The sequence below is a fragment of the Pseudomonas savastanoi genome (assembly GCF_020917325.1).
Lineage (GTDB): Bacteria > Pseudomonadota > Gammaproteobacteria > Pseudomonadales > Pseudomonadaceae > Aquipseudomonas > Aquipseudomonas amygdali.
This window is the reverse complement of sequence record NZ_CP076652.1, coordinates 3,827,963-3,845,185: the sequence shown is the minus strand read 5'-3', so window position 1 is coordinate 3,845,185 and position 17,223 is coordinate 3,827,963. Positions and strand designations below refer to the sequence as shown.

The following is a 17,223-nucleotide window of genomic DNA, read 5'->3' as shown; positions in this document are numbered from 1 at the left end:
AAGGAGCTGTTAACAGCGCCGACGTTTTTATCGTGTGTACGCAAGACAGCGCTGTCTTCTGCGCTCACGCCTTTATCAGGCGTGGGAGTCTTTCCACCATGCTGCGGCTTGTTCACCGATGACAGCGATAGGCTGCGATGCATCGACGATCAGTGTCAGCGGCTCGCCATAGGGCGGCTCAAGGGTTGCGAACTGGCTGTCCACCAGACTTGCGGGCATGAAATGCCCCGGCCGGTGCGAGCAACGTTCGGCGGCAAGTTCCTTGCTGAGTTCCAGAAAAACAAAGCCCAGGCCAGGCACGGCATCGCGCAGACGCTGGCGATAGATAAGCTTGAGCGAGGAGCAGGTCAGCACAGGGTGCTCGCCGTTTGCCAGGGCAGCAGCCATCTCTTCGCCCAGGCGGGTCAGCCAGCCGGCGCGGTCTTCATCGTTGAGAGGGGTTCCGGCGCTCATCTTTTCGATATTTGCCGGGGGGTGGAACGCATCGCCTTCGATCAGGCGACCGCCGCTGTTGCGGGCGATCTCGGCACCGACGGCGCTTTTGCCGCAGCCAGAAACACCCATTACCACAAGGGCGGAAATAGCAGTATTCGCAGTTGTCACAGTAGGCACCTCATCTGGAGACAGCGCTGTCTTTGTCCGGTGGACATCAGGCTCAGCCCGGGCTGTTCCAGTTTTTGTCGTTGTTTTGAGCTCATCAATAAGCATTGGAGGCTGTTCTCCGCGGCGACCCTGACCGGGTGGCCCATGTGAAACCAGCGATAAAGCATTGTCACCTTCCATGAGACAGCGCTACCTTATGGGGCATTCGACACATTTGGCAACCCCTATGTTAGTTGGCAACGCATGATCCGCATTGGTTCCCGCTCTACTGGTCGCCCTACGCTCAATGAGGTGGCGAGGCTTGCCGCCGTGTCGCCGATCACGGCCTCCCGGGCGCTGCGCGGCGTTACCACCGTTGCGCCGGAGCTGGCGGAAAAGGTCCGCGCTGCGGCACAGACCCTGGGCTATGTCGCCAATCCTGCAGCCAGGGCGCTGGCCTCTTCCTGCAGCCAGACCGTCGTGGTGCTGGTGCCTTCGCTTTCCAACCAGTTGTTTATCGAGACGCTGGAGGCCATTCAGGAGGTGTTGCGTATCCGCGGTCTGGACGTGGTGATCGGCAACTATCACTACTCGCCCGACGAGGAAGAGAAACTGCTGCGCAACCATCTGGTCAATCGTCCGCGGGGTATTCTGCTGACCGGTTTCGACCACACCGCAGCGTCGCGCCAGATGCTTGAAACCAGCGGCGTACCTTGCGTACACATGATGGAACTCGATACTCGACTGGGTACCTATTGCGTTGGCTTCTCGCAACAGCAGGCGGGGGCCGAAGCCGCACGCCATCTGTTGGGCCGTGGTCGCCGTCGACTGGCTTACATGGCCGCTCAGCTCGACCCTCGCGTATTGCAGCGCGGGGCAGGGTTTCGCCAGGTGCTGGAGGAAGCCGGGCTGTTCGACCCCGAGCTGCAGGTCTCGACGCCTCAGTCGTCCTCGATTGGCCTGGGTGGTGAGTTGTTTGCCCGCCTGCTGGAGCAACATCCGGATGTCGACGGGGTTTTCTTCTGCAATGACGACCTCGCGCAGGGCGCGGCCCTTGAGGCTTTGCGTCTGGGCGTCGCCATTCCCGAACGCGTATCGCTGGTGGGCTTCAACGACCTGCCCGGTTCTGCCCACATGGTGCCGCGCCTGACCTCGATACGTACGCCCAGGGAGGAAGTCGGGCAGCGCGCGGCACAGCTGCTGCTGGGCTTGCTCGACGGTGTCACGCAGCATCCGCAGGTGGATCTGGGGTTTGAGCTGGTGGTACGGGAAAGCTCCTGAGTCTTTCTTAAGGCCAGCCCTGCATGCTTTCCCCCGGGCCATCACGCTGACCAGTGGTCGTTGCGCTACGGGCTTTCCCGCCGCCGGGCTGGAGTGCCCGACGGCCCTGTCCTGCAACCCTGCCGATACCCTCATTCGAACGGTTTCGGCGCGTCCGGACTGTTATTTCTGACAGTACCCATCCCCTCGTGTTGAGTATTCAATGACCCTACGTTTTTGGATCGGAGCGGCATAAGTGTCTTGGCCGCATCGTTGGATGACGGGGATATATCTTCTTATCTATTCCCCGTCCTGGCGGTCTTACAAGACCTATTGAAGGGTGAGAGAAATGCAAAAAAAAGCATCTCAAAACGTTAGAGCTCTGACTCACATTGCAGACCCGGTCGGTTCAGAAGTCCCTCTGGACATCGCCTGGTTGACCGGCATCATCCCGCTGGGCTTTGTACCCGCTGAGATCGTTATCAGTCCCGATGAAACTACGCTGTATGTCGCTCATGAGAGTGGCCGCGAAGTCAGCGTGGTCGACATCGCCAGTGCAAGCGTGGTTGGCAGTATCAAGCGGGCAGGCGCGGGTGCGATTACCCTGAGCCCCGATGGGAAACGGCTTTACACCATTGGTCAGAAGAGGTGCTACGTGGTGGACACGCGCTTGCGCGAGGTCATCAGGATACTTCCGGCTGCCAACGTCAACCGCATCCTGTGCAGCCCGGATGGCCGGTTTATCTGCCTGTCCTTTCAGAATGCGCTTGGCGGGCTTATCCGCCTGATCGAGACCGAGAACTACACGGTCGAAAACGAGTTTGATCTGGGTGCCCTGACCAATGCGTCGCTGGCCCTCGGGATCAGCCCCCTGAATGACCGGTTTTACGCGACGATGCTGGTCGACCGGACGGCACCCACCGATGTCCTTGCGATCAGCAAGGTGGATTACCTGCAGCATGATATTCCCGGCTTTTCCGATCCGCGGTCGATGGCCTTCAGTTCCGATGGCGCCTGGCTGTATGTGGGCGGAATCGACGAGGTCTACATTATCGATGCCGCCACCAACAAAATGTTTTATCGGGAGAAGATAGGTACCCAGGGCTATCCGGTAAAAGTCATAGGCGTCACGCCGGATGAGCGCTATGTATATGCGATCTACACCTGCAATTACGACGTCTACCGGATCGACACTGTGAAGGGAATCGCCACCTGTATCGCCTACTTTCCTTCGGTGGGCGGCGCGGTACTCAACAGGACCGGTACCTATATCTACTCCTCCCACCCGGACATGAGCTGGATTTCGATCTACAGGCTGTAGTTGCTCCCGTCAAACCTGCCACGGCCGATGACGCAGGCGCAGTGGCCGGTTGTCTTTGTCATCGGGGGCCTGCACTGTCAGTCGGCATTCAGCGCCGCGATGCCGGCCTTGGCCACTTGCGCATCCTGCTCGGCCTTGACGCCGGAGACACCCACCGCGCCAATCACCTGGCCGTCAACGATGACCGGCACGCCGCCTTCCAGCGAGGTCAGCAGCGGGGCGCTGAGAAATGCCGTACGCCCGCCATTGACCATTTCTTCGTAACCTTTGGACTCACGTTTGCCGAGTGCCGAGGTACGGGCTTTTTCGATCGAGATATAGCTGCTGATCGGCGACGCGTCGTCCAGTCGCTCGAACGCCAGCAGATGGCCGCCGTCATCAACGACAGCGATGGCCACAGCCCAGCCATTGGCCTGGGCCTCGTCGCGTGCGGCACCGAGCATCAGGCTCACTTCGGTCTGGGTAAGGACGGCTTTGATTTTCATGGGTTGCTCCGGAGCAGTGGTTATTGGATAGGAGTTCAGCGAGATTCTGGAGTGCCAAGCGCTTCGTCAATCAGCTCGATCCAGTGCCGTACCGCAGTGCGGTTGGCGCTGGCCAAGTGAGTCTGACAACCGATATTGGCGGTGGCGATGACCTGAGGCTTGCCGCTTTCCAGCGCGCTCATACGGTTGTCGCGCAATTGACGGGCCAGGGCTGGCTGAGTGATTGAATAGGTGCCGGCCGAGCCGCAGCATAAATGGCCGTCCGGCACTTGGGTCAGGTTGAAGCCTAGACGAGTCAGCACGCGTTCCACTTCACCACCGAGTTTCTGTGCGTGCTGCAAGGTACATGGGCAGTGGAACGCCAGTCGCGTGTCGACCTTGATGCCGAGGGTTTCCAGCGGCTCGTCACGCAGCACTTCGACCAGATCCTTTGTGCACGCACTGATGCGCTTGGCCTTGTCTGCATAGGCGGGGTCGTGGCGCAGCAAATGACCGTAGTCCTTGACGAATGCACCGCAACCGCTGGCCGTCTGGATGAGGGCTTCGGCACCGCCTTCGAGCGCGGGCCACCAGGCGTCGATGTTGCGCCGCGCCCGGTCCAGCCCCGCGTCCTGTGCATTCAGATGGTAATCCACGGCGCCGCAGCATCCGGCGTTGCCGACTGCAGTAATACCGATGCCCAGACGATCAAGCACCCGTGCCGTGGCAGCGTTGGTATTAGGTGACAGACCTGGCTGCACGCAACCTTCAAGCAGCAGCGCCTGACGTGCATGACGAGTGGACGGCCGAAGCCCGGCAGGATGGACTGTTGCAGGCAGTTTGATTGCCAGTGTCTGCGGCAACAAGGGCCTGAACTTCATGCCCATTCCGGTCAGCAAACGGAACAATCCGGCATTGGGAATTACCTGGCGCAGGCCTTCGCGCAGCAACCGCTGGCCAAGCGGGCGGGGCACCAGGGCCTCAACCGCTGCACGGCCGATGTCCAGCAGGTTGTGATAATCCACGCCGGACGGGCAGGTGGTCTCGCAGTTGCGGCAGCTCAGGCAGCGGTCCAGGTGCAAGCGGGTTTTTTCGGTGACTTGCTGGCCTTCGAGCACCTGTTTGATCAGGTAGATTCTGCCGCGCGGGCCGTCCAGCTCATCACCCAACAGTTGATAGGTCGGGCAGGTAGCGTTGCAGAAACCGCAATGCACGCAACTGCGCAGGATGCGTTCGGCCTCTTCGGCGCGGGGCAGGGTTCTGGCGTGTTCACTCAATGTGGTCTGCATGCTTAAAACTCCGCGTACAGTCGGCCGGGGTTGAAAATGCCCTGCGGGTCGAGCCGGCCCTTGAGGGCCTGGTGGTAACGCAGTACAGGTGTGGCCAGCGGCTGGAACGGGCTGTCGACAACGCCCTGGCCGTAGCAGGTCGCATGCCCGCCAGCCGCCGTGGTGATCGCTCTAATGGTTTCGCCGTCTGCGTCGGATTTCAGCCAGCGTTGTGCGCCGCCCCAGTCGAGCAGTTGTTCGCCTGGCAGGTCCAGCACAGCGCTTTCGGCAGGTACGCAGAGCCGCCATAAGGGTCGCGGGTCCAGAAAAAAGGGCAGACGCTGCTCATTCAACTGCTGCCAGTACGCGCCATCGAACACTTCGCCACCGAGCCGCTCATGAGCTGCTGCCACCGAGCCTTCGCCGCCTTCAAGACGCAGGCGCAGTACTTGACCGTCGTGGCAGGCTGCGCTGATGGGCATCGGTTGCTGACCCCATTCGGCGAGGCGGGCCAGGGCTTGCGAGCTGTCCATCTGCAGCGCGATGCTGCTGCACAGACGCGGTTTGGGCAGTACCTTGAGCGACACCTCGGTCAGCACCCCAAGGCAGCCGAAACTGCCCGCCATCAGGCGTGAAACGTCATAGCCTGCAACGTTCTTCATGACTTCGCCGCCGAAGCGCAAATGCTTGCCAAGGCCGGTGATGACCCGGGTGCCCAGTACGAAATCACGCACCGACCCGCTCCAGGGGCGGCGCGGGCCCGACAGTCCCGCTGCGACCATGCCGCCGAGCGTTGCGCAGCCAAAATCGGGCGGCTCGCAGGGCAACGTCTGGCCTGCGGCGTCCAGCACCTGCATCAGCTCGCTCAGTGGCGTACCGGCACGGGCGGTGATCACCAGTTCTGTCGGGTCATAACTGACGATGCCACGGTGTTCGCGGGTATCGAGCACCTCGCCTGCTGCCTCACGGCCAAGAAAGGCCTTGCTGTTGCCACCCTGAATACGTAACGGCGTGCTGTCCCGCAGCGCTTGATCGACCCGCTCGAGCAGAGCCTGGCTGACGTCTTTGTCCATCTCGCTCATCAGAAGCGCTCCAGTTCGGGAAACGGCAATTGCCCGGCATGAATATGCATGGCACCGAATTCCGCGCAGCGATGCAGGGTCGGGATATTCTTGCCGGGGTTGAGCAGGCCGCTGGCATCGAATGCGGCCTTGATGGCATGAAAAAAAGTCAGTTCGTCACTGTTGAACTGCGCGCACATCTGGTTGATCTTCTCGCGACCGACACCATGCTCGCCGGTGATGCTGCCGCCGACCTCGACGCACAGCTCGAGGATCTTGCCACCCAGCGCCTCTGCGCGCTCCAGTTCACCCGGTTGATTGGCATCGAACAGGATCAACGGGTGCATGTTGCCATCGCCAGCATGAAACACATTTGCCACGCGCAGGCCGTACTGCGCTGACAACTCCTTGATGCTGCGCAATACCCCTGGCAACTCGCGTCGCGGGATAGTGCCGTCCATGCAGTAGTAATCCGGTGACAGACGGCCCACGGCGGGGAAGGCGTTCTTGCGACCGGCCCAGAAGCGCACCCGTTCGGCCTCGTCTTTCGCCTGACGCACTTCGGTCGCACCAGCCAGTGTCAATACCTCGCGAACCCGTTCGCAATCAGCATGTACATCGGCTTCGACCCCGTCCAGCTCGCAAAGCAGGATGGCTTCTGCATCAACCGGATAGCCTGCATGAATGAAATCCTCGGCGGCGCGAATCGCCAGATTATCCATCATCTCCAGCCCGCCGGGGATGATGCCAGCGGCAATGATATCGCCCACCGCTCTGCCTGCTTTTTCCACGGAATCGAACGCCGCCAGCAGCACTTTGGCCACCTGCGGTCTGGGCAACAGCTTGACCGTGACTTCGGTAATGACACCGAGCATGCCTTCGGAGCCGGTAAACAGTGCCAGCAAGTCGAAGCCCGGTGAGTCCAGCGTGTCGCTGCCCAGCGTCATGGGCTCGCCTTCGACGGTCAGTATCTCGACCTTGAGCAGGTTGTGCACGGTCAGTCCGTATTTGAGGCAATGCACGCCGCCCGCATTTTCTGCCACGTTACCGCCGATGGAACAGGCGATTTGCGAAGACGGGTCGGGTGCGTAATACAGACCGTGGGGTGCTGCTGCCTGGGAAATGGCCAGGTTGCGTACGCCGGGCTGGACTCGTGCCAGACGAGCAGCCGGGTCGATAGCGAGGATCTGATTGAAGCGCGCCATCACCAGCAGCACGCCTTTTTCCAGCGGCAGTGCGCCCCCCGACAACCCGGTGCCCGCGCCGCGAGCGACCACCGGCACGCGACGCGCATGGCACAGTTTGAGCAGCGTCTGCACTTCTTCGACATGCCGTGGCAACGCCACCAGCATCGGCGTGGTGCGATAGGCCGATAACCCGTCGCACTCGTAGGGGCGCAGCTCTTCGGCGCGGTGCAGGATGTCCAGGTCGGGCAGTTGGCGTCGTAGCTCATGCAGCAATTGCTGCTTGTCGACCGCGGGCAGCATGCCGTCGATGCGTTCGTCATAAAGAATATTCATGCAGGCACCCAGCGTTGTTTTTATCGGGTTAATGCATCCTAGCTCATTCAGCACAAGGCTTGAGTTGACAGCGTCAGGCGGATCGCGCAATTTACGCATTACGTAATGTGGTTACGAAAATAATAAACACAGCACCCGTGCGTCAGGCAGGCGACTTCCGTGGACCTATTCACTTACTACCGCTCGACCTCAAGTTACCGTGTGCGTATTGCGCTGGCCCTAAAAGGGCTGGATTACGCTGCGATCCCGGTCAACCTGCTGCTTGATGGCGGCGAGCAGCGCACACCCGGCTACAAGGCGGTCAACCCGCAGGGCAGGGTGCCTGCATTGAGGCTGGACGATGGCGTGGTCATCACCCAGTCACTGGCGATCATTGAATACCTGGAAGAGTGCTACCCGCAGCCTGCGTTACTGGCGCAGGATGCTGTTCTGCGTGCGCGCCAGCGGGCCGTTGCGGCGCTGGTCGGCTGTGACATTCACCCCTTGCACAACGTTTCGGTGCTCAACCGGTTACGCGGTCTGGGTCACGACGAACCCGCTATTCTGAGCTGGATCGAGCACTGGATCGGCGAAGGTTTGCAGGCCGTCGAGCAGTTGATCGAAAAGGACGGTTTCTGTTTTGGTACGAGCCCCGGCCTTGCGGACATTTACCTGTTACCACAGCTGTATGCAGCCCATCGCTACAACGTCGAACTGAGTGCATACCCGCGTATCCAGCGGGTCGAGCGTCTGGCCATGCAACATCCGGCCTTTCAACAGGCACACCCTGATGCACAATCGGACAAGCCGGAGTAGGCTGCCCTCATGAAGATTCTTGGTCTGCAACTGATATTCGGTGATTTTCTCGCGCGCAGCGTGCGAGGGATCCCGTGTGCGCCGCCCGCAGGACAGTGATTGCGCTGGTTTAACCACTCTCACTTTTCCTGCAAGGAGCCAGTCATGGCTGATCTCTACGAAAACCCCATGGGCCTGATGGGCTTTGAATTCATCGAATTCGCGTCACCGACTCCCAACAGCCTGGAGCCTGTGTTTCAGATGATGGGTTTCACCAAAGTCGCGACCCATCGTTCCAAGGACGTGACCCTGTATCGTCAGGGCGCGATCAACCTGATCCTCAACAATGAACCGCATAGCCTGGCCTCATACTTTGCCGCCGAACATGGCCCTTCGGTATGCGGCATGGCGTTCCGCGTGAAAGATGCGCAGAAGGCTTATAACCGGGCACTCGAACTGGGTGCACAACCGCTGGAAATCGCCACCGGCCCCATGGAATTGCGCTTGCCCGCCATCAAGGGCATCGGTGGCGCGCCGCTGTACCTGATCGACCGTTTCGGTGAAGGCACCTCGATTTACGACATCGACTTCAACTTCATCGACGGCGTCGACCGCCACCCGGTCGGTGCCGGCCTTAAATTCATCGATCACCTGACCCACAACGTGTATCGCGGTCGCATGGCGTACTGGGCCGGGTTCTATGAAAAGCTGTTCAACTTCCGCGAGCTGCGCTATTTCGACATCAAGGGCGAATACACCGGCCTGACCTCCAAGGCCATGACCGCCCCGGATGGCATGATCCGCATTCCCCTGAACGAAGAGTCGTCCAAGGGCGCCGGGCAGATCGAAGAGTTCCTGATGCAGTTCAACGGCGAAGGCATTCAGCATGTGGCGTTCTTTACCGATGACCTGATCAAGACCTGGGACGCGCTGAAGGAAACCGGCATGCGTTTCATGACGGCGCCGCCGGATACTTACTACGAAATGCTTCAGGGAAGACTGCCCGATCACGGTGAGCCGGAAACTGAACTCAAATCGCGCGGCATCCTTCTCGATGGTTCTTCAGAAGGCGGCGAGCGCCGATTGCTGCTGCAGATATTCTCCGCAACCCTGATGGGCCCGGTGTTCTTCGAATTCATCCAGCGCAAGGGTGATGACGGGTTTGGCGAAGGCAACTTCAAGGCGCTGTTCGAGTCCATCGAACGAGACCAGATCCAGCGCGGTGTACTGACGCCGGACTGAGCATAAGAAGCATCCGCCTTGCGCGATCAGACGAGCCTGCTCAGGCTCGTTCTGAGTCATTTGTGCTTGAGCACGTCAGCCTGCCGATTGTGAGACGAGATATAACGCTCGGTAAATTCATGCGCCGGCATGGGACGACCATACAGATAGCCCTGACCCTCGTCGCACACATAATGACACATCAGACTTTCCTGCTCGCGGGTCTCTATGCCTTCTGCCGTGACCTGGAGATTGAAGCCGTTCGCCAGCCTGATAACGGCCTCGATGATAACTTCGTCTTTTTTGCTGCGCTCAACGCCACTTACGAATGAGCGGTCGATTTTCAGCCGTGTCACCGGATAGTCTTTCAGCAGGCTCAGGGACGCATAGCCGGTACCGAAATCGTCGAATGCAATGCCCACACCCAATGAGCGAAGGTGGCGCAACGGTTCCATAATGCGTTGTTCGTTTCGCAGGATGATGTTTTCCGTGATCTCCAGCTCGAGTGAGTGTGCCGGCAAGGAAAAGTCTTCAAGCGCACTTTCAACCATTTCCGCAAAGTCACGCATGCGAAACTGAGCGGCGAACAGATTGACGCCGATGCGAAATTCGTCACAGCCGGTGTTTTGCCATTGCGCTGCCTGCTCACAGGCTGAGCGCAGGATCCATTCGCCCACTGGTACCGCGAGAAGACCCGCTTCCAGTGCAGGTAGAAAAACCGCCGGGGACACCACACCCAGTGTCGGATGGTTCCAGCGAATAAGGGCTTCGGCTCCGGTAATACGACCGTCCGCAAGGCGTACCTGAGGCTGATAGTACAGCTCGAACTCTTTGTTGGCCCACGCCTGACGCATTGATGAGCTGAGCGCGCCTCTTCTTGACGCGGTCTGTCGATGCTCGGAGGTGAAGGTGCGAACAAGGGAACGTCCGTCAGACTTGGCCTGGTAGAGCGCCAGATCCGCATTGCCGAGCATTTGCTCCTCGTCGTAGTCGCAGCCGGACCTTACGGAGACGCCGATGCTGGCGCCGATGTAGATTGAATTGTCTTCAAACTCAATCGGTTCCTCGATGACCGCGATGAGCGCCAGGCCCAGCCTGGTCGCGTTGTCAGGGTCTGCCGTGTCTGACAGGAACACGACAAACTCATCGCCGCCCAGACGCGCGACCATATGGCTGGCCGGGACGTTTTCGCGAAGACGAAGAGAGGTCACCTGGAGCACAAAATCACCCGCAGCGTGGCCCAGCGTGTCGTTGACGTCTTTGAAACCGTCCAGATCGATCAGCAGGATAGCTGCTGGCAGCTGCGCATCGCACGCCTCCTTGATCCGCCTTTTGAGTGTCGATCGATTGGCAAGCCCGGTCAGATGATCGTATTCAGCCGCATGCTTGAGTAATTTGTCCGCCTCGACACGCTGGGTGACGTCACGAATGATCGCTCCGAATTGTGGCTCGCCGGCATACGTCCATTGTGAGAGCGAGAGCTCGATGGGGATTGTATGACCGTCGCGATGGATGGCCGTCAGGTTGATGGATTTTCCGATAATGGAGGCCGGGCCGCCTGCAGACACCCTCGACAGACCTGCATGATGTCTGGAGCGCATTTCGGGCGGAATAATGATATCGAGAGGCTTTCCCATGGCGTCCTCGGATCGATGCCCGAAAATGAGCTCGGCCGAGTTGTTCCATGAGATGATCCGGTTTTTGCTGTCCGAGCAGATAATCGCGTCGGGTGAAGTCGAGGTGATATTCATGAAGCGGGCGTGGCTGTCTTCATTCTCGAGCGCGAGCCGACGCAATTCCATTCTTTCGATGACCATGACCGCCAGGTCCTGAAGAACCAATTGATCTCGCTGCGAGAAAGTCTCCCGAGGTTTATTGTCGATCAGGCACAGGCTGCCCAGCACATGACCGCTGGCGGTTATCAGCGGCGCCCCGGCATAAAAGCGAATATAGGGAGCGCCTACTACCAAGGCGTTTGAGCTGAATCTCTCATCCTGCAATGCATCAGGCACCAGAAAAACGTTACGGCCCATGAGCGCAAAATTACAGAATGAGACGTCACGGCCCGTTTCGCAGACATCGAGGCCGATACGCGCCTTGAAGAATTGCCGATCGCGATGAACCAGCGAAATCAGCACAATGGGCACATCGAAAATCCGCGATGCCATTTGCACGATCTGATCGTATTCGTGCTCAGGTGGGGTATCCATCAACGAAAAAGCATTCAAGATACGAATACGTTCTTCGTCATCATCGCCGACCGGGTAAGTGTTCATTTGAGGCTATCGCGATAAGCTGATCGCAGCTGAAACACGAAGCGACCGATGTGCAAGGCCGCTGTGCCGGCTGCGGTGACAGCACCGTGCCAACATGCGCTTGAGCCACGCCGGAAAAGCAACGTTCGATACATTGGCATTGGAGCACCTCTCACAGTAGCGTCTCGGCAGCTGTTTTCGGACAGCTCAGAAGCTGTATCGTCAAAAAGCCGGATACCTGTAATGACTTCTTGAGCAACTAGCCTGCGGGGCATTCATTCAACTAAGCCCCGCGTGACCTCGGTGTAACAACGTATTCGGGTTAGTGGCGCTAAGGTATGGAAACTGCATGGCGGGTTTCACTGCCAATTTGATGACAACCCTATGAAACGGCTTTCCTTTATTTCGACGAGGCTTACACCTTCGGCGCTCAGCAAAGCGTTGATCGGCTTCATTGCCCTGGTCTGTCTATCGCTGACCCTGGCTACCGTCTGGCAGATGAACCAGTCGAAGCTCGAGCGCGCGGCCACCGCCAGGATTGCGGTGTCCAATATCGTGCTTGCCGCTGAGCAGCAGGCTCAAGACACCCTGCAACAGGCTGACAATACGCTGCGTGACCTTGTCGAGCGTGTGGAACAGGACGGGGTCGCAGGCCAGCAGCAAAGCCGCTTGACCAGGCTGATGGCTCAAGACCTGATAAACGTCAAAGGGCTTCAGGGGCTGTTCATCTACGATGCTCAGGGCAACTGGGTCGCCAATTCCTTTGCCAATGGCGTGCACACCAGAAACAACGAAGACCGCGATTACTTCATTTACCATCGCGATAACCCTGCCCCGTCCATTCATGTAGGGTCTATCGTAGAAAGCCGTAATACCGGGGATATGGTCATCCCGGTCAGTCGGCGTATCAATGCTGCGGATGGCAGTTTTGCTGGCGTTGCACTGGCCACCGTACCGGTGGCTTATTTCCAGGCGTTTTTCCAGCGCATGGATGTAGACGACAAGGGGGTAATCTTTCTCGCTCTGAGCAATGGTGACCTGCTGGCGCGACGCCCCACATTAACCGCACTGATGACCACCAATGTCGCCAAGGGCGATATCTTCACTCGCTATCTGCCCTACAGCGACAGCGGCACCGCGGTGATCAACTCCGTGGTGGACGGGGTGGAAAGGATCTACGCCTATCGGCGGGTGTCCGGGTTGCCGATCGTCGCCGCTGCAGGCGTCTCCTGTCAGCATGTGTTCGCGCCCTGGTGGGCCTATGCACACCGGTCCATGACCATCACCGGCATTATTATCCTTGCGCTGGTTTTGCTTGGCGTCCTGCTGTACCGGCAAATCCAGCAGTTGATCAATGCGGAAGGTGAACTGAACATCGCCAGGAACGAGCTGGAGATCATCGCTCACACGGACAGCCTCACGCACCTGGCCAATCGACGCTGCTTCGATGCGGCCTTGCAGCAGGAGTGGGGGCGGGCGAGCCGGAATACTGCAACTATCGCGATCATTCTGCTGGATATTGACTGGTTCAAACAATACAACGACACCTACGGTCATCTGCAGGGAGACGACTGCCTGAAGCAAGTGGCTGGGCTCATAGGCAACAGTCTTGACCGGGCTGGGGATATCGCGGCACGTTACGGCGGCGAAGAGTTTGTCATTCTGCTGCCTGAAACCGACCTGGCAGGGGCGCTGAAGATCGCGGAAAAAATCAGATCATCCGTTGAAACCAATCGTATAGAGCACTCGGCCAGCCCGCTGGGCAAACTGACCATAAGCTCGGGCGTGGTGTCGATCAACGCAGCAGAGAAGGATGGACATACCGCCGCGTTGGCGGAAGTGGATCGGTTGCTTTACCTGGCCAAAACCAAAGGGCGTAACCGCGTCGAAGGTCGGCTGATTCACGGCTGGCATGGAGCGAGCCATTTTGCCAGGGTATCAACCGCCTCTTCCTGAGTCAGTCTGACGGATGGCTACCGCCCATACGCTCGCTGATGGCCTGCGCCGTTTGCAAAAGCCGCCTGGCCGCCAGATTCTGCGTCTCGTCGTTCAACACCGATCCCGGCCCAACCACGGTAATCACGCCCACCAGCTTGTCACCCATGGCGAACAGCGGCGAAGAGGCTGCGTTTATGCCCGGCATCAGCAAGCCCTGAATCTGGTGAACGCCCGTCGTACGGATCTGCTCAAGATGCTGCTTGACGTCGCGCAACTGGTCGGCACTCAGCAAAGGCACTTCCTGCTCGCGAAGCGCAGCGGTTTCGCGCTCGTTCAGAAAGCTGTCGAACACCAGGCCGGTAGACGAGCCGAGCAACGGCAGCACCGAGCCGATCTGCGTGACCAGCGTCACCGCACCTATCGAGGGCTCGACATACACCACGGTCGGCCCTTTGTTGCCCCATACCGCCAGGAAGCAGGTCTGGTTCAATTCATCACGCAGGCTGGCCAGCCAAGGTGCCGATACTTTCAGCACATCCAGCTTGCCGAGTGAGGCCAGCCCGACCTGCAACGCTTCGCGCCCCAGCTCGTAGTGATTGTTGACAGCATCCTGTTCGGCAAAGCCACTGGCAATCAGCGCCTGTAGATAACGATGAACCTTGCTGGCAGGCATGCCCAGATGCTCGGCGAGTTTCGACAGGGAAGTGGAGGGCGACAGTTCGGCCAGCGCCTTGAGCACGCCCAGCCCCACTTCGGCGGCCTGAACCTTTTGCTGACGTCCGCCTGTCGGGCTTTCGATGTCCTGGGTCATGGGTGCTGTGCGCCGATCGGGAAAGGCAGCTTTATAGCTTGACCGGCTGGCAAACTCAAATTACGTTATGCGTAATCGTTTTACGTTAAATGATGTTTCACCCGTCTCTGCCCGACCCCATAACAACAAGAGGTCCAGATGGCTATTCACTCCCGTTCCGACGCATTGACTTATCAGTCGGGTTTTGGCAACCAGTTCAGCAACGAGGCACTGCCCGGAGCATTGCCGATTGGCCAGAACTCTCCGCAGAAACACCCGCTGGGGCTGTATGCCGAGCAGTTCTCGGGCACAGCCTTCACAGTCGAGCGCAGCGAAGCCCGGCGTACCTGGCTTTATCGCATCAAGCCTTCGGCAGCCCATCCGCGTTACCAACGCATGAATCGGCAGATCGCCGGTCAGGAGCAGGGCCCGATAAACCCTAACCGGCTGCGCTGGAATGCCTTCGATATTCCCGCCGAGCCTGTCGATTTCATTGGCGGCCTGATTCCCTTGGCCAGCACCTCAGCGGCGGATCAGGCAGACGGTGTCAGCGTCTATGTATACGCAGCCAACACCTCGATGCAGCGTGCGTTTTTCAACGCCGATGGCGAATGGCTGATTGTGCCGCAACAGGGGCGACTCAGAATCATCACCGAATTAGGTCTGCTGGACATCGAGCCGCTGGAAATCGCCGTCTTGCCGCGAGGCATGAAGTTTCGCGTGCAACTGCTCGACAGCAGCGCCCGTGGTTACATCTGCGAGAACCACGGGTGCGCCTTGCGCCTTCCGGAGCTTGGCCCGATCGGCAGCAACGGGCTGGCCAACCCGCGTGATTTTCTGACGCCGGTGGCCTGGTTTGAGGACAATCAGCAACCGATGGAGCTGGTGCAGAAGTTCCTCGGTGAACTGTGGTCGACACACCTGGAGCATTCACCCTTTGATGTGGTGGGCTGGCACGGCAACAACGTTGCGTACAAGTATGATCTGCGGCGTTTCAACACCATCGGCACGGTCAGTTACGATCACCCGGACCCGTCGATTTTCACTGTGCTGACTTCACCAGGGGCAACCCACGGCCAGGCCAATATCGATTTCGTGATCTTCCCGCCGCGCTGGATGGTGGCGGAAAACACCTTTCGCCCGCCATGGTTCCACCGCAACCTGATGAACGAATTCATGGGCCTGATCGATGGCGCCTACGACGCCAAGGCTGAAGGCTTCATGCCCGGGGGCGCCTCGCTGCACAACTGCATGAGCGCGCACGGTCCGGATAATGTCACGGCAGAAAAGGCCATTACTGCCGAGCTGAAACCGCACAAAATCGAAAACACCATGGCCTTCATGTTCGAGACCGGCAAGGTATTGCGCCCCAGCCGCCACGCCCTTGGCTGCCCGCAACTGCAAGCCGATTACGATGCCTGCTGGAACGACATGACCAAGACATTCAACAAGGAACCGCGCCAATGACTGGCTCTCTCAATCGTCGCAGTTGGGTGGCATCGGCCAATGAGCACGCTGATTTTCCGTTGCAGAACCTGCCGCTGGGCGTGTTCAGCCACGGCGCTACCGGACCGCGTGGTGGCGTGGCGATTGGCGATCTGATTGTCGATCTGCGCGCAGCGACAGCCGCGGGTTTTTTTCACGGGCAGGCCGTCGAAGCTGCCGAAGTGGCCAGCCGCGATCAGCTCAACGATTTTTTTGCGCTGGGCGCGCCAGCCCGTCAGGCATTGCGCAGCGCATTGTTGCAACTGCTGGATGCGGACAACCCGCAACGTGACAGTGTGCAGGCCGTTGCAGGTTTGCTGCTGCCGATGAGCGAGTGCAGCCTGCACATGCCGGCGCGGGTAGGTGATTATTCTGACTTCTACGTCGGTATTCATCATGCGCTGAACGTCGGCAAGCTGTTCCGTCCGGACAACCCGCTGCTGCCCAACTACAAATATGTGCCGATTGGCTACCACGGCCGGGCATCGACCCTCTGCACATCCGGTACGCCGGTCCGGCGGCCCAATGGGCAGACCCTTGCGCCGGGTCAGGACGTTCCGGTTTTCGGTCCCTGCAAACGCCTGGATTACGAACTGGAGCTGGGTGTGTGGATCGGGCCGGGGAATGCGCAGGGCGATGCCATCGCGATTGACCGGGCCGCGGAGCACATCGCCGGGTTCTGCCTGCTCAACGACTGGTCGGCGCGTGACATTCAAGCGTGGGAATACCAGCCGCTGGGTCCGTTTCTGTCCAAGAGTTTTGCCACGACGATCTCGCCCTGGGTGGTAACCGCCGAAGCGTTGATACCCTTTCGCAGCGCTCAGCCAGCGCGTCCGGAGGGTGATCCTCAGCCGCTGCCGTACCTGCTTGATCAGAATGATCAGCAGGGTGGCGCGCTGGACATCGAACTGGAAGTGCTGCTGCTCACCGCGCAGATGAAGGCCGAGGGGTTGAAGCCTTACCGGCTGGGTCTGAGCAATTCGCTGAACATGTACTGGACCGTGGCGCAGATGGTCGCGCACCACAGCGTCAACGGCTGCAAGCTGCAACCGGGCGACCTGCTCGGCACCGGTACGCTTTCCGGTCCTCAGGCAGGTCAGCACGGCAGCCTGCTGGAGATGACCGCAGGCGGCAAGCAGTCAGTGGCGTTGCCCAACGGTGAAAAGCGCATATTCCTGGAAGCCGGCGACGAAGTGATCCTGCGTGCCCGTTGTCATCGGGAAGGGCAGGTGTCGATTGGCTTTGGCGAATGCCGGGGCGTCGTGCTCGACTGAAAAAATGAAT

14 protein-coding genes are annotated in these 17,223 nt (G+C 59.3%); 7 read left to right on the top strand and 7 right to left on the bottom strand.

What is annotated here, in order from left to right:
* Positions 1–75: 75 nt before the first annotated feature.
* Entirely contained in the window at positions 76–564 is a 489-nt protein-coding gene (locus KP808_RS16110; protein WP_058400965.1) for a gluconokinase, read from the bottom strand.
* 282 nt (positions 565–846) lie between these two features.
* On the opposite strand from KP808_RS16110, the gene gntR reads away from it, so the two are divergent.
* Both gntR and KP808_RS16100 read left to right on the top strand, forming a co-directional pair.
* Complete coding sequence (gene gntR / locus KP808_RS16105; protein ID WP_058400966.1) at positions 847–1,863, top strand: HTH-type transcriptional regulator GntR; 1,017 nt, start codon at positions 847–849, stop codon at positions 1,861–1,863.
* Between the two features lie 328 nt (positions 1,864–2,191).
* The gene (locus tag KP808_RS16100; RefSeq protein WP_058400967.1) at positions 2,192–3,163 is read left to right on the top strand and encodes a WD40 repeat domain-containing protein; all 972 of its coding nucleotides are present in this window, start codon (positions 2,192–2,194) and stop codon (positions 3,161–3,163) included.
* Positions 3,164–3,240: 77 nt separating this feature from the next.
* Here KP808_RS16100 and KP808_RS16095 read toward each other — a convergent pair whose 3' ends face one another.
* The 4 genes from KP808_RS16095 to glcD are packed head-to-tail and all read right to left on the bottom strand — an operon-like array spanning position 3,241 to position 7,476.
* Positions 3,241–3,648, bottom strand: a complete 408-nt coding sequence (locus tag KP808_RS16095) for a heme-binding protein (protein WP_002554153.1) — start codon at positions 3,646–3,648, stop codon at positions 3,241–3,243.
* A gap of 35 nt (positions 3,649–3,683) precedes the next feature.
* The gene (gene glcF / locus KP808_RS16090; RefSeq protein ID WP_230016480.1) at positions 3,684–4,916 is read right to left on the bottom strand and encodes a glycolate oxidase subunit GlcF; all 1,233 of its coding nucleotides are present in this window, start codon (positions 4,914–4,916) and stop codon (positions 3,684–3,686) included.
* A gap of 2 nt (positions 4,917–4,918) precedes the next feature.
* Complete coding sequence (gene glcE / locus KP808_RS16085; protein ID WP_058400969.1) at positions 4,919–5,977, bottom strand: glycolate oxidase subunit GlcE; 1,059 nt, start codon at positions 5,975–5,977, stop codon at positions 4,919–4,921.
* The gene (gene glcD / locus KP808_RS16080) at positions 5,977–7,476 is read right to left on the bottom strand and encodes a glycolate oxidase subunit GlcD (RefSeq protein ID WP_058400970.1); all 1,500 of its coding nucleotides are present in this window, start codon (positions 7,474–7,476) and stop codon (positions 5,977–5,979) included. Before glcD ends, glcE begins: the two co-directional genes overlap by 1 nt.
* 159 nt (positions 7,477–7,635) lie before the next feature.
* Here glcD and maiA point away from each other — a divergent pair, with 159 nt between their 5' ends.
* Positions 7,636–8,271 carry a maleylacetoacetate isomerase gene (gene maiA / locus KP808_RS16075; protein ID WP_058400971.1) on the top strand — a complete coding sequence of 212 codons (636 nt, stop codon included), beginning with the start codon at positions 7,636–7,638 and terminating at the stop codon, positions 8,269–8,271.
* A gap of 144 nt (positions 8,272–8,415) precedes the next feature.
* Positions 8,416–9,492 carry a 4-hydroxyphenylpyruvate dioxygenase gene (gene hppD / locus KP808_RS16070; protein ID WP_122259438.1) on the top strand — a complete coding sequence of 359 codons (1,077 nt, stop codon included), beginning with the start codon at positions 8,416–8,418 and terminating at the stop codon, positions 9,490–9,492.
* Positions 9,493–9,548: 56 nt separating this feature from the next.
* Here hppD and KP808_RS16065 read toward each other — a convergent pair whose 3' ends face one another.
* Positions 9,549–11,747, bottom strand: a complete 2,199-nt coding sequence (locus KP808_RS16065) for a putative bifunctional diguanylate cyclase/phosphodiesterase (RefSeq protein ID WP_230016479.1) — start codon at positions 11,745–11,747, stop codon at positions 9,549–9,551.
* 363 nt (positions 11,748–12,110) lie between these two features.
* Between KP808_RS16065 and KP808_RS16060 the strand changes: the two genes are divergently transcribed.
* Complete coding sequence (locus tag KP808_RS16060) at positions 12,111–13,682, top strand: sensor domain-containing diguanylate cyclase (protein ID WP_230016478.1); 1,572 nt, start codon at positions 12,111–12,113, stop codon at positions 13,680–13,682.
* Position 13,683: 1 nt separating this feature from the next.
* Here KP808_RS16060 and KP808_RS16055 read toward each other — a convergent pair whose 3' ends face one another.
* Positions 13,684–14,475, bottom strand: a complete 792-nt coding sequence (locus KP808_RS16055; RefSeq protein WP_230016477.1) for an IclR family transcriptional regulator — start codon at positions 14,473–14,475, stop codon at positions 13,684–13,686.
* Between the two features lie 138 nt (positions 14,476–14,613).
* Here KP808_RS16055 and hmgA point away from each other — a divergent pair, with 138 nt between their 5' ends.
* Positions 14,614–15,921, top strand: a complete 1,308-nt coding sequence (hmgA, locus tag KP808_RS16050; RefSeq protein WP_230016476.1) for a homogentisate 1,2-dioxygenase — start codon at positions 14,614–14,616, stop codon at positions 15,919–15,921.
* A complete protein-coding gene (fahA, locus tag KP808_RS16045; RefSeq protein ID WP_230016475.1) occupies positions 15,918–17,213 on the top strand; it encodes a fumarylacetoacetase in 1,296 nt (431 codons plus the stop codon). The genes hmgA and fahA overlap by 4 nt, the downstream gene beginning before the upstream one ends.
* Positions 17,214–17,223 lie beyond the last annotated feature (10 nt).